10 protein-coding genes are annotated in these 13,958 nt (G+C 49.0%); all 10 read right to left on the bottom strand.

The window, feature by feature from the left end; translation table 11 throughout:
* Positions 1-12: 12 nt before the first annotated feature.
* A complete protein-coding gene (smc, locus tag BM184_RS04880) occupies positions 13-3,552 on the bottom strand; it encodes a chromosome segregation protein SMC (RefSeq protein WP_177208540.1) in 3,540 nt (1,179 codons plus the stop codon).
* A gap of 52 nt (positions 3,553-3,604) precedes the next feature.
* Positions 3,605-4,294: a ribonuclease III gene (gene rnc / locus BM184_RS04875; RefSeq protein ID WP_086941646.1), complete on the bottom strand. Its 690-nt coding sequence runs from the start codon at positions 4,292-4,294 to the stop codon at positions 3,605-3,607.
* 197 nt (positions 4,295-4,491) lie between these two features.
* The gene (locus tag BM184_RS04870) at positions 4,492-6,264 is read right to left on the bottom strand and encodes an oligopeptide ABC transporter substrate-binding protein (protein ID WP_177208539.1); all 1,773 of its coding nucleotides are present in this window, start codon (positions 6,262-6,264) and stop codon (positions 4,492-4,494) included.
* A 14-nt stretch (positions 6,265-6,278) separates the two neighbouring features.
* Positions 6,279-7,154 carry an ABC transporter permease gene (locus BM184_RS04865; RefSeq protein ID WP_375152976.1) on the bottom strand — a complete coding sequence of 292 codons (876 nt, stop codon included), beginning with the start codon at positions 7,152-7,154 and terminating at the stop codon, positions 6,279-6,281.
* A 117-nt stretch (positions 7,155-7,271) separates the two neighbouring features.
* Positions 7,272-8,234, bottom strand: coding sequence for an ABC transporter permease (locus BM184_RS04860; RefSeq protein ID WP_086941648.1), 963 nt, complete (start codon positions 8,232-8,234; stop codon positions 7,272-7,274).
* A 2-nt stretch (positions 8,235-8,236) separates the two neighbouring features.
* The gene (locus tag BM184_RS04855; RefSeq protein WP_086941649.1) at positions 8,237-9,178 is read right to left on the bottom strand and encodes an ATP-binding cassette domain-containing protein; all 942 of its coding nucleotides are present in this window, start codon (positions 9,176-9,178) and stop codon (positions 8,237-8,239) included.
* Between the two features lies 1 nt (position 9,179).
* The gene (locus tag BM184_RS04850) at positions 9,180-10,193 is read right to left on the bottom strand and encodes an ABC transporter ATP-binding protein (RefSeq protein WP_086941650.1); all 1,014 of its coding nucleotides are present in this window, start codon (positions 10,191-10,193) and stop codon (positions 9,180-9,182) included.
* A 208-nt stretch (positions 10,194-10,401) separates the two neighbouring features.
* Positions 10,402-10,641, bottom strand: a complete 240-nt coding sequence (gene acpP, locus BM184_RS04845; protein WP_086941651.1) for an acyl carrier protein — start codon at positions 10,639-10,641, stop codon at positions 10,402-10,404.
* A 114-nt stretch (positions 10,642-10,755) separates the two neighbouring features.
* Positions 10,756-11,793, bottom strand: coding sequence for a phosphate acyltransferase PlsX (gene plsX / locus BM184_RS04840; protein ID WP_086941652.1), 1,038 nt, complete (start codon positions 11,791-11,793; stop codon positions 10,756-10,758).
* Positions 11,794-11,820: 27 nt separating this feature from the next.
* Complete coding sequence (recG, locus tag BM184_RS04835; RefSeq protein WP_086941653.1) at positions 11,821-13,881, bottom strand: ATP-dependent DNA helicase RecG; 2,061 nt, start codon at positions 13,879-13,881, stop codon at positions 11,821-11,823.
* Positions 13,882-13,958 lie beyond the last annotated feature (77 nt).

Below are 13,958 nucleotides of genomic sequence, written 5' to 3'. Positions count from 1 at the left end.
ATACCCATCTCCTTAACCTATGTCTTCGTAATCTTCAAATTTGACCGATGCCAGGCGGGAAACCCCGGAATCCTGCATGGTCACACCGTACAATGCATCCGCTTCTTCCATCGTGCCCTTGCGGTGGGTGATCACGATGAACTGGGTCAATTCGGTTGATGCCGCCAAGTATTTTCCGAAGCGGGATACATTCGCTTCATCCAAGGCAGCCTCCACCTCATCCAAAATGCAGAACGGCACCGGTTTGACCTCGATGATGGCAAACAGGAGCGCAATCGCAGTGAAAGCTTTTTCACCTCCGGAGAGCAGGCTGAGCTGTTGGAGCTTTTTGCCTGGCGGCTGCGCGACAATTTCAATGCCGGTCTCCAGCAGATCATTCGGATCTGTCAGCTCCAGCGTCGCTTTGCCGCCGCCGAATAATTTCGGGAAGGTTTTTTCGAATTGCTTTTTGATCTGGATGAAAGTCTCTTTGAAACGCAAGCGGACTTCATCGTCCATTTCGTTCATCGTGTTCAAAAGGTTCCCTCGGGCGGACAGCAGATCCGTCTGCTGTTCCGAAAGGAAAGTGAATCTTTCGGAAATACGGTCATATTCCTCGATCGCACCCATATTGATCGGCCCCAACTCCTCGATGTCCTTTTTCAGCTGTTTCACTTGGCGTGCCGCCGCTTCGGGCTCTTGGGTCAACTGATGGTCCTGTTTTGCCGCTTCAAAGCTGAGCCCGTACTCCTCGCTCAAATGCGCAAGGTGATGGTCGATGGCGATTTCATAGCGCCCGGCATTTGTTTCCAGCTTGGCGTGCTCACTCCATAATTTCTGGATATTTTTATTTTTTTCGTTCTGCTCGGTTTCCCGAACGGCCCGGTTTTGTTCAGTTTGCTTCTTTTGCTCCCGCAATTGCCTTAAATCTGCATCGAATCTCTCTTTTTCTGCACTGGCGGACTTCAGCTGCGCTGTGATTTCTTGGATGGTCAGCGTCTCCGTATCGGCCAACTTGGCTACTTGATCTTGCTTGCCCTTCAATGAGCTGATGGCTTCCTGCTCCGTTTGGATGCGCTCAGTCGACAGTTTCACATCACGCCGCAATTGTTTTTCCTGCTCCTGCAGGACCGCAAGCTCTTGGTCTGCTTGTTGACGGTTAAACTGAACGTCCTGCAGCAGTTTCAAGCGCTCCTCTTCATTCAGGCTGGATTCCGCTATATCCTTTTGAAGCTGATCGATTTCACTGTTGAGGATCAGCAGATTTCGTTGGGCTTGGGCCAACTGCGTTTGCCTGTCCTCTTTCTCTTCATACAACATGCGCTTTTCGTATTCATGTGCAGCCGATTCTTTTTCTTTCGTCGCGATTTCGGCTGTCACTTGCTGCAGGGAAGCTTCCCTTTGCTGCAGTTCGAACTGCTTGATGGTCGCTTTTTGGCGTTTGTCGTCCAGTTCTTCCTGCAGACTTTGTTGCTGCAGCGACCATTTCTCCTGTTCCCTTTTCAGCTGATTGTATTGGACCGATAACTGTTGCACATAGTCGGTCAGCTTGTTCAGATTGTTTTTACGGGCCAATAAAGACGCCTCTTGTTGACGCCTCGTTGCGCCACCCGTCATCGATCCGCCGGCATGAATGACATCCCCTTCGAGGGTTACGATCCGATAGCGGCTCTGCAATTTCTTGGAAATCTGCAAGCCGTCCTGGATATTTGATGCTACGATTGTCGTCCCCAACAAATTGCTGACGATCGCGCTGTACATTTCCTCATGACCGATCAGTTCATTCGCGATGCCGATATATCCGGCACTGTTTGCCAATGTCGTCCGCATAGCCGCGGGCAAAGATTTGCCTTGGATGACTGTCAACGGAAGAAAAGTGGCGCGTCCCAAGTGTTGGGCTTTCAGAATGCCGATGCATTGGGAAGCAGTGCGTTCATCGGCTACCACGATATGTTGCATCGTGGCACCCAGAGCGATTTCTATGGCTAAAGTGTATTTTTCGGGAACTTGGATCAATTCAGCGACTGGACCGCGGATACCCGGAACGCTTTCCCTTCGCCTCAACATTTCCTTTACACCTTGATAATAGCTGGCATAGCTGTCGTCCAGCTCCTGTTGGCTCTCACGCCGCGCTTCCGCCTGCTGCAGATTCCTGGTTACGCTATCCAGCTCTGCGTTCAGTTTTTGAAGCTTTGAGACTAGTTGGAAATTATTTTGTTTGCAATCCTGCAGTTCCGATTCCATATTGGCATGTTCTTCAACAAACTGGACGTATTCCTCATTCAACGATTGCTGCTTCGCTTTCAGTTGGCGCAGACTCTTCCTGAGGTCGTCACCTTTCGAAAGGAAACGCTGCTCCTGTTCCATTGCGAGTGTCATTTCTTTTTCAAGATGGACGGTTGTGTTCCGATTGCTGGATTGTTCCTGCAGCCTGTTGATATAATCGTTCCGGAGTTGTTGGACAAGCTCCGCCTTATTTTGCGTCAGTTGCGCTTCTTTTTCGGAAAGGCTCGCTCTTTTTTCCGAAAGTTCCTTCCTGGCTTCCACTTTCGCCGCAAGTTCAGTCCGCAATGCCGTCAGGTTGGTTTTTTCCGTCTTGATGAGCGCCTCTTTCTCAGCGATGATCTGGGCTTGCTCTTCTTGGTTCTTTGACGAGTACATCGCCCGTTGCTGGAAAATTTGCTTTTGGCCTTCCAGCTGTTCCAATTTCTGGATGACAGTGACGTAGCCGGTCTGCAGGGCTTCCAACTGCTCGTCGCACACATCCAGCTTTTGCTTCAGTTCCTGCAAAGCCGCCTGGGTGCTCGCAAGGGAACGTTCTTCCGTGCTGATTTTCCGGTCATACTCGGCCAGTTCGCGTTTGCTCGTTTGCCACTGCGCGTTCAGCCGTTCAATTTCGGAAGCGGTCAAAGCAATTTCGATTTCGCTCAGTAACGCTTTTTTATCCTTGTAAGCCAATGCCGTTTTCCGTTGAATTTCCAGTGGAGCGAGTTGGCTGTTGATTTCATGCAGGATATCCTCAATCCGGTTCAGATGTTCTTCCGTTTGGGACAGCTTGCGTTCAGCGCTCGTTTTGCGGTTCTTGTATCTGGCTACCCCGGCAGCCTCTTCAAGTATGATCCTTCTGTCCTCGGGTTTATTTTGAAAAATTTGTTCCACTTTCCCTTGCGAAATCATGGAAAAAGAATCTTTTCCGATGCCCGAATCCATCAATAATTCCGTTATGTCTTTCAATCGGCATGGCTTTTTGTTGATGAAACAGTCACTGTCGCCATTGCGGTTGTATCTCCTGGTGATGCTCACTTCGCTGAATTCCAGCGGCAGGAATCCGTCCTCGTTGTTCAGGATGAGGGTAACTTCGGCAATATTGACAGGCTTGCGGGTCTGCGAGCCTGCAAATACGATATCATCCATTTTTTTCCCGCGCAGATTTTTTGCGGATTGTTCCCCCAATACCCAGCGGACAGCTTCCGAAAGGTTGCTTTTGCCGCTTCCGTTCGGCCCTACTACCGCTGTCACACCTTCATCAAATTCGATTACGGTTTTGTCGGCGAATGATTTGAAACCCGACATTTCTATTCTTTCAAGATGCAAAGATAACATCCTTTCCGGTGAAACTTGCTTTTCATTTTTTTAGAGATTCCAAAGCGTTTTGTGCCGCTTTCTGTTCAGCAGCTTTTTTGCTTGGGCCTTGCCCTTGACCCATCACTTTTCCGAATGCGCGCACTTCCACATCAAACTGTTTTGCATGCGCAGGCCCGTCTTCGTTCAGAAGGATATATTGGATGTCCACGTCCCCATTTTTTTGCAATTCTTCCTGGAGGCTGGTCTTATAATCCATCACATGTGAAAAAGCATCCTCGTTTAACTTCGTGATCATGACTTGGTTAATGAATTTTCTGGCGGCTTCGATTCCTTGGTCAAGGTAAACGGCCCCGATGAACGCTTCGAATACATCACACAGCAAAGCCGGACGTTGCCTTCCGCCCATATTCTCTTCCCCTTTACCCAGACGGATGTAAGAGTCGAAATGACAGTCCTTCGCGAAAGCGGATAAGCTTGGTTCGCAGACGATCTGAGCTCGCAGACGGGTCATTTTGCCTTCATGCCACGTATCATAAGTATGAAACAAATAATCGGAGATGATGACTTCCAAGACCGCGTCGCCCAAAAATTCCAATCGCTCATTGTCCTGCAATGCCAGATGACGATGCTCATTCACATAAGATGAATGGGTAAATGCTTCATGCAAAAGTTTCTCGTTCCTAAAAACAATCGAGAAGTCAGCTGCTATTTGTTTGACTATTTTTTCCAATTCGTTCCCTCCTTTCCTTGACTGGACTCCTTGCTGTCAAGGCACTTCTGAAAATAGAGTCCTTTTTCATTATACGACAAATGCGTTTCATAAGCACGCAAATTTAGTTAACGACAGACTGCCGCTGCTCATGAGAAAGAGGCCAGGACAAAAGTCCGGGCCTCTTCCTCATTTTTGACAATTTACCTGAACGCGCATTACCGGGCAGGTTCTTCCGATGTCAGTTCGATGGTTTCCCATCCTCTGGTTGCACCATAGCGGATATTGAAGTTCTTGACGCGGTTGTTGACGGCAAAAATCTGTGTCCGCCAGAAAGTAGGGATGACAGGCGCTTCCTCGAACAGCAAAGCTTGCCATTGTTGATAGATCTGCGTCCGCGCATTTTCGTCCAAGGCACCCGCAGCGTTGAGCTGATCCAACAAAGCATCATTCTTTTCGTTGATCCAACGGGTATAGTTGAGAGCACTGGTACGGCTGAACATTTCGGTCGGATTGGGATCCATGCCTGTCACCCAAGTTGCCTGATAGGCATCAATAGCCGGATCGTCGGATGCAAGCATGTCATGGAACTTCTGATATTCAATCAATCTCCCTGTGGCGAGCGAGACATCCAAACCGATTTCTTTCCATTGTTGGATATAGTAAGCGACAGCGGTCTCAGCCGCGTCTCCCCCTGCAACTGCCGCAAAGTTGATTTCGAGCGGCTCTCCGTCCGGCGTTTCCCGAAAACCGTCGCCGTCGCTGTCCAGATAGCCAGCCTCATCCAGCAGACTTGCAGCCTTCACAGGATCATAACTGAAGCCAACCGCCTCGTCATCACTGAAGCCTTCGAATACTGGTGGAATCATGCCGTGCGCCGGCTGCCGCAGCCCATCGAAAAGGACCGCAGCGACAAATTCGTTGTCCAGCGCATATGCCATCGCTTGCCGCAATGCCGCATCCGCCATTTTGGAACTCAGATTCAGGCTGTTGGCGCCGGATCCAACGTCTCGGGATCCTAATTTGAACCCGATATAAGTTGTCGCCAATTCTTCTCTGCCCAGCAAGGTTATATTATCGAAATCTTTATAGGTTTCGTAAGAACTTGTCGGCATGACAGCTACGTCGTAATTTCCCGCTTCCATTTCGGATACGATCGTCGCCGAACCGACTACTTCCACGAGGATATTATCCAACTTCGGTTTCCCTTTCCAATAATATTCATTGGCTTCAAAAAGGACCGACTCTCCCGGAACGATCGCTTTGACCCGAAATGGTCCTGTCCCAACAGGTTGCTCACGCAGTTGGGATGAACGCGCCATTTCCGATACAGGGATACTTTCCAGTTGGTGCCTTGGCAACGGTTGGCTCCATAAGGCTCCTCCCGCCTGCAGAATGGACGGATTCAATTCTTTGAAAGCAATGGTGAGGTGCGTATCATCCAAAACTTCGATACCGGCAATCGCACCGGCAGTGCCTTCATGGTATTCGGTCATGCCCACGACATTCGCAAAAGCCTCTCCATAAAGGGAACCGGGATAGTCCGGATGCCCGATCACCTCATAGGCATAAAGGATATCATCTACCGTAAGTGCTGCTCCGTCCGACCACTTCAGGTTATCCTGCAAAGTGATCGACACTGTTTTTAAATTTTCATTCAGAACAAAAGTGGCCATGCCATCTTGCGTGAGCTGAAACTCCTCATCATACGAAAAAATGGATTCATGGGAAAAACCCATGAGTTCCTCGTCATAGGCATCTTCAGAAAAAACAGGGCTGAAGATACCCTGGAAGGAAGATTCGGCAACCAGCGCATATTTCAACACTCCGCCGGCAACGGCAGGGGCATCGCTGTTCATGACAGTGTCGAACTCCTGTATGACAGCGGATGAATCGGACAAGTTCCCGTCCTTTTCCGATAGGACTTCCTCGTTTCCGCAACCGGCCAACAGCGCAGCCAACAAGAACGAAACAATCATTTTATTCAGCATACTCATCCTCCTTATTATCCTTGCATTTGTTTAGCATCAGCCGCACGCCGCAATGCCTGTCCGACATAAATGATGCACAACAACACTGCAAAGATGAGCGTGGATGCTGGTAACCATACCCATACATAGTTCTCAAAGACGGTTGGGGAAATTGCATAACGCAGCAAATTGCCTATACTCGGCACGGTGGACGGTAGCCCAAAGCCCAGAAAGCTCAAACCTGTTTCCATCCCGATATTCCTTGCCAACGACATAGTCGTATTGATGATGACCAGTGAACTAAAATTAGGCAAGATTTCACGGAACATGATCAGCAAGTCGTTTGTCCCTGCTGTTTTGGAAGCCCGCACATAATCACGTTTGGCCTCCGAACGCGTCCGGTTTCGAAAAACCTTTGATTTCCCCGCCCAACTGAATGCGCTCATAAGCAAAATGAACGTAAAGAGATTGTATTCCGATACGATGGCCATCAGCACGAGAACCAAAACACTTGCTGGAAGCACCATGATGAAATCAATGGAGCGCATAAGCAGTCTATCCAGGAAACCACCGTAATAGCCGGACAGCAGACCCAATCCGATTCCGATGAATCCAGTCAAGACTGTCACGGCGGTTCCGGCCATCAGCGAGGTGCGCGCTCCCAGCAACAACTGGCCCAGCACATCCCGTCCCGCTTCATCCGTCCCCAACAGATGCCCTTTGCCCGGCGAAGCGTACCTGTTCAACAGATCCACCTGCATGACTTGGCCCGCATCAAAAAAAAGGGATCCAACAAAGACCAGCAACAAGAGCAAAACGAGCGTACCCAAAGCAATGACAGCCAACTTGTCTTTTCGGAATTCTTCAAGCATGCTGCGGAAATCGACAACCGTTTTTGTTTCCTCATTCACTTCGTGGCTCAAACGGTTCTCGCCTGCCGCACCGGAGACTATCTCCGTCTTCAACTCTTCCATTCTTCCTGCTTTCTTTTCTTCCTCCGTATTCAACATATCCCCCCTTTCCTCTTGCTATCTTATCCTGACGCGCGGATCAGCAATGATCAAAATGACGTCAGATACTAACGTGCCAATCAATGCAGCCAGCCCATAAATCAGCAACAAGACAACGATGACACTGAAATCGCGTGATTCTAAAGAGCTGATGAACAATCGGCCGATCCCCGGGTAGGAGAAGATGTATTCGATAAAAATGCTGCTCCCTATAAAACCGGTAATGTCATAGCCAAACAGAGACGTTACCGGCATACTCGCGTTCCTGAAAATGTGCCTCCGATAAACCATGCTCTCCGGAACGCCTTTTGAGCGTGCTGTCAGAACATAATCTTCTTGTTTTGCTTCGATGATGCCCGACCTTAACCGTTGGATGTTGCCGGCGGATGCCGAGAGGGCAAAAGCCAGCGCCGGCAACGCTAAGTGGTGGAGCCTATTCCAAAGAGAGGCAAATACGCTCTGCGTTTCCGGCAACAAGGGCATCCCCCGAGTCGGAAACAATTCCAGTTGAAATCCAAAAAGCCAAACCAGCACCAAGGCAACAATAAATACCGGCAAGGAAAAACTGATGCTGTTCAAAAACCGAATGACTTTATCACCCAAAGAACCGTTAAAACGCCCCGCATAAATGCCAAGCGGAACCGCGATCAGATAAGACAACAAAAGGGAGGCCGTCGCTAACCAGAGTGTGTTGCCAAACCTTGCACCAACCAGAACTTCCACAGGCATCCGGTAAGTGTAACTGAGGCCGAAATCCCCTCTGAGCATATTTGCGATCCACTGCAGATACCGAATGTACCAAGGGTCATCCAGGATCGCGTTCGCTTGGATTGCGTCAATGCTGCTCTGATCCATCCCCGGAATGATCAGCCCAGTCAGCGGATCTCCGGGCATCCATTGCGCCAACGCAAACACCAACAAGCTGAACGCCAACAGTTGCGGAATGATAAAGAAGAAGCGTCTCAGAATTCTGTTCCACATCGCTACCGCTCTCCTTTCAATGGTTTACCGGCAATCCGATGCGTGTCCGACAACGTGATCAAATCCCCAACACGACCGTCCTTTGCCAGATAACTCCCCATACTTTGTTCATATTCTGATTCTATTTCCCGCCGCAGACGCTTGTGCAACTCCCGGTTGCCCGGATCCAAATTCGGAATTGCGGAAAGGAGCCTTTTCGTGTAAATGTGCTGCGGATTGAGATAGATGTCCTGCTTGTCTCCATATTCCACGAACCTTCCTCGGTACATGATTGCCAATTCATCGCACATCTGCTTCACGACGCCAAGGTCATGGGAAATGAAAAGATAGCTCAGTTTGTATTGTTCCTGGATGCGTTTCATGTAATTCAGCACTTGCGCCTGAACGGAAAGGTCCAATACTGAAACGGGTTCATCAGCTATGACAAATTTTGGCCGCAGTGCAACCGACCTTGCCAAAGCAATGCGTTGCCTTTGGCCCCCGGTGAATTGGTGAGGATACCTCTGCAGTGCATCTTCCGGCAATCCTACCATTTCCAATAGTTCCAGGACCCGTTTTTTCTCTTCCTGTGGGGAAAGCTGCTCAAAATTATGCAAAGGTTCGGAAATGATCTGCCCGATTTGTTTTTTTGGATTCAAACTCGCACTCGAATCCTGAAAAATCATCTGGACATTTCGTTTGTGGGTTGATTTCCGCTTTCCTATCGCAGTGGTCACGTCAATCCCTTCATAAATGATTTGGCCGGCAGTGATCCGCTCCAATCCGACGATCGCTCTTCCGACTGTGGATTTTCCGGATCCTGACTCGCCCACCAAGCCGTAATTTTTCCCTTCTTCCAGGGACAGACTGATGCCGTCAACGGCTGCAAGGCTCCGTTCCCTGGATAAAAAGCCGCTCTTGACCGGGTAATGAACCTTCAAATCTTTGATTTCCAAAAGTCCCATCTTATTCACTCTCCCCTTCAAAACGGAAGGACTCATGGCACGTGCACCTGACAAAATGACCTTTGGAAACCTCATGCATTTTTGGTGACTCTTCATGCGCGGAAAACGGGACCCATGGAATCCGTCCGGCAAAACGGCAGCCCTTTTTAGGCAACTGTTGCAAGGACGGAACATCCCCTTGGATCACATAGAGTTCCTCGGAATCCGAATCGAACGCCTCATTCGCTTGCGGCATCGAACGCAACAAAGATCGGGTATAAGGGTGCTTCGGATCCGTGAAAAGATCGACGACACCCGCTGTTTCGACAATTTGTCCAGCGTACATGACGGCTACCCTGTCCGCAATCTCGGCTACGACACCCAAATCATGGGTGATCAAGATGATTCCGGCACCCGTGTCGTCCCTCACTTCGCTCAACAAATCCAATATTTGAGCTTGAACCGTGACATCCAAAGAGGTCGTCGGTTCATCCGCGATGATGATCGGCGGTTCGCAGGCAATAGCGATGGCAATGCCGACCCGCTGGCGCGCTTCCCCGGACAGCTCGTGCGGGTAGCAGTTGGCAGTTCCTTCCGGATCCGCCACCTTCACTTGGACCAGCAATTCGCTCACACGCAGTGCACGTTCCTCTTTTGTCATCCTGGAATGATAAAGCAGCACTTCATCTATCTGTTCACTTACCGTCATCAACGGATTAAGTGCCGCTAGGGGATCTTGAAAAATCATCCCGATATCGTTTCCTCTTATGCGGTTATAAAGCGTTTCGTTCAAATCGATAAGATTCAGGTTCTGATAAATGATCTCTCCCGAAATCCGGGTATACGCCTTATTATGGAGTCCGACGATCGTTGTCGCGAGGGTACTTTTCCCACAGCCGGACTCTCCTACGATCGCCAAAATCTCATTCTTTTCCAGACTGAAGGAAACATCATCGACTGCATCATAATAGTTATCCTGCATCCGGAATGCAGTATGCAATGCATTTATCTCCAGCAAGGGTCTTCCAAGTCCCATCGTGCGCCTCCTTTCATGCTTATATAACAAACTTGAGGAAATATCTCCTAACATTATACGTTTAAGCCCATCCAAAAACAACCGCCATTTCATCCAGTTTTAATTCATTTCATATTTCTGCCATAATCAGCCTCTTGGCCTGAAAAAAAAGCAACATTGGCATTGGAGAACCGTCAATGTTGCTTTTGTCGTTAAATTATTGCGATCCTTATTTTTGAGAATCGATGTAGTCCACTGCATCCCCTACTGTGATTATCCTCTCAGCATCTTCATCGGAAATCTGTACAGCAAAGACATCTTCCAGTTCCATAACGAGTTCGACAATATCCAATGAATCCGCCCCAAGGTCGTTTTGGAAAGTCAACTCTCTCGTAACCTTTGCTTCATCGACACCGAATCGTTCAATAACCATCTTGGCTACTCGCTCAAAAGTAGTTGTATCTGCCAAGCGTTACACCTCCATTATCGTTCCATAACCAATTACATCACATTTACTGGAAATATTTTGTAAAGGCTCACATCTATTTTACCCATACGCTAATCTTTTGTCTATATTTTTTTATTACTGCTCATTTTGGCTTACGGGCTGGGCATTCTTTTCATCAAAGTGCTTCACGACATCATCGATGACGTGGGAACTGATGATTTTACGGATCTGCTTCACCGTATGGTAGACAGCGACTTTATCCGCAGATCCATGCGTCTTGACGACCGGCGCCCGCAATCCGAACAGCACAGCTCCTCCGTGCTTCGAATAATCCATCGTATCTTTGATTTCCGAAAAGGAATCCTTGATCAGCATTCCGCCGATTTTTGTCTTCAGACCGCCTGAAAGCAATTGGTTTTTGATCAACTTCAGCAAGGACATTGCCGTTCCTTCCATCGTCTTCAGGACAGCGTTCCCGGTGAAGCCATCAGTCACGACGACATCCGCAGCGCCGAGCAAAATTTCCCGCGCTTCAACATTGCCCGTGAAATTGAGTTCGGAATCCTCTTCCAACAATGCGTAGGCTTTTTTGGACAGTTCGCTGCCTTTTGTTGCTTCGGAACCATTGTTCAATAAAGCGATCCTTGGGTTTTCGATGCCTTGTACAAACTTGGCATAATACGATCCCAACAGGCCGAACTGGTAAATGTTTTCCGGTTTGCAATCAGCATTTGCGCCCGCATCCATCAACAGGAACTGTTCATTATCCTTCCCGATGACTGGCAAAATCGGCATCAAGCCGGGTCTGTCGATCCCTTTGATCCGGCCGATGATCAATAATCCGGCTGCCAAAAGTGCACCCGTATTCCCTGCCGAAAACAAAGCATCGGCCTCCTTGTTTTTGACTGCTTGAGCAGCCAACACCATGGAAGCTTGTTTCTTTCTGCGGATTGCCTTGACGGGTTCATCGTCGCTGTCGATCTTTTCAGTCGTGTGAACGATTTTGATTTTCCCGCCATCGGTATATTGGTCCCCTAAAGCTTTGCGTATTTTGGATTCGTCACCGAAAAGCAAAAACTCTAAATCATTAAATTCTTTTGCAGCCATTAAAATGCCCTCTACTATTGCTTGGGGCGCAAAATCTCCGCCCATCGCATCGACAGCGATCTTCATAGATGTTATACCTCACTTTTGTTAGTTTCACTGTAATCTCTTTAATTTTTCTTTTTCGCGTTCGACTGCTTCCCGCAAACTTTCGTAGGCCGGATTGCTTGCAAAGTCTTGTTCGCGTGTGATTTGGATAGCGTCATTGTGGGCAATATCCAGTATGACGGCATCCCGTACGATGTCCCCTGATTTGAAATCGGGCAAGCCGGATTGCTTGTTGCCGAAAAGATCGCCGGGCCCACGCAATTCCAAATCCCGTTGGCTCAGGTAAAAACCGTCAGTCGACTCCACCATGATGCGCATGCGTTCCTTGCCGTTATCGGTTTTCGGATCAGCAAGCAGCACACAATAGGACTCTTTGTCCCCCCGGCCCACTCGCCCGCGCAGTTGATGGAGCTGGGAAAGCCCGAACCGGTCGGCATCTTGGATGACCATCACTGTTGCATTCGGCACGTTCAGGCCGACTTCGATAACTGTCGTCGATACCAGAACCTGCAGCTCATTGTTTTGAAAACGGCGCATGATCTGATCTTTTTCATCGGACTTCAGACGGCCATGCAGCAGACCGATCTGGTATTCCCCTTTGTAATAGGCCGTCACAGCTTGGTGCACGTCTTCCGCATTCTTGACATCCAACGATTCGGATTTCTCGATCAGGGGCGTGATGATGTACGCCTGTTGTCCATTATCCATCTGTTTCCGGATGAACTCAAGTACATTTTCAATCTTATCCGATTTGTTCCAGATGGTTTTGATCGGTTTTCTGCCGTCCGGCATCTGGTCAAGCACCGAAACGTCCATCTCGCCCATCGTCGTTATCGCCAACGTCCTTGGGATCGGCGTGGCGGTCATATATAACACATTCGGGTTGTTCCCTTTTTCGTTCAGTTTGTGTCTCTGTTGCACGCCGAAACGGTGCTGCTCATCGGTGATGACCAAGCCAAGGTCGGCAAAAACGACATCCTCTTGGATCAGTGCGTGCGTCCCGATGAGGATATGCAAGTCCCCTGCAGCGAGGCGGTTCAACAATTCTTTTCTGTCCTTCGCCTTCGTGCTGCCTGTAAGCAGGGCAATTGAGACATCGGTGTATTCGAACAGGCTCTGCAAACTGCGATAATGCTGTTCCGCCAAAATTTCAGTGGGCACCATAAACGCCCCTTGGTAACCGCCCAAAACGGTAGCCATCAGGGCGATCACCGCTACGATCGTTTTGCCGCTGCCGACATCCCCCTGCAACAGGCGGTTCATTTCATAAGGTTTGCGCAGATCCCGGCATATTTCGTTGACGACCTTCTTTTGCCCATCCGTCAGTTCAAATGGCAAAGTCGCTATGAATCCCTTCAGTTTGTCCACATCATACAGAATCGGAATGCCTCTGTTGTTCGTTTTGCGGCTCAACTGCAGCAATTGCAGGCGCACTTGATAAAGGAAAAATTCCTGATAGATGATTTGCCGTCTGGCTTGCTCCGATTCTTCATCACTTTTGGGAAAGTGCATCGCCCGGATGGCTTCCCTGTGGCTCATCAGATGATAAGTCTGCATCAGATGCTGCGGAAGAATCTCGGGAATGACCGGAGAATAAAGTTCGATCGCCTGTTTGATCAGATTCAGGATCGTCTGTTGCTTGATTGTCTTGTTGACGTGATAGATGGCTGCATAGTCATCCTGCCCATTCGAACTGCCGAGGATCTTCATCCCTGCCAAACTTTGACGTGCACGTTCCCATTTCCCGAAAATCGCGACCTCATCCTCAAGCAGGATTTTTTGTTTCAGGTAAGGCTGATTGAAGAACGTTACCGATACGATGGCATCTTCAATGGCTAGCTTGAATGATAGCCTGCTTTTTTTAAAACCGTAATGATGAACGACCGGAGCCGTCACGACTTGTCCTTTCAGCGTCACTTTGTCCGAATCCTCGATTTCGTCCAATGTTTTGACTTTTATGTCCTCATAACGGAAAGGAAAATGTGTGATCAGATCGTAGATCGTATCAATGCCCAGCGAATGCAGCGCCTCAACCCTCTTCGGTCCTACATGGGGCAATTCCCCGACTGGATCGTAAATATCCAATTGCTTGTTGATTTCGGTTCCCATCCTTTCGCCTCCTTTCTTATGGGAGCAGGACAGTTTCTCCGACCAACCACTTCCAAAAACATTCCGGACGCTCCGGG

The sequence above is a fragment of the Trichococcus pasteurii genome (genome assembly GCF_900112935.1).
GTDB classification, from domain to species: domain Bacteria; phylum Bacillota; class Bacilli; order Lactobacillales; family Aerococcaceae; genus Trichococcus; species Trichococcus pasteurii.
The sequence above is the reverse complement of the archived record's forward strand: the minus strand, read 5'-3'. Positions and strand labels throughout refer to the sequence as shown.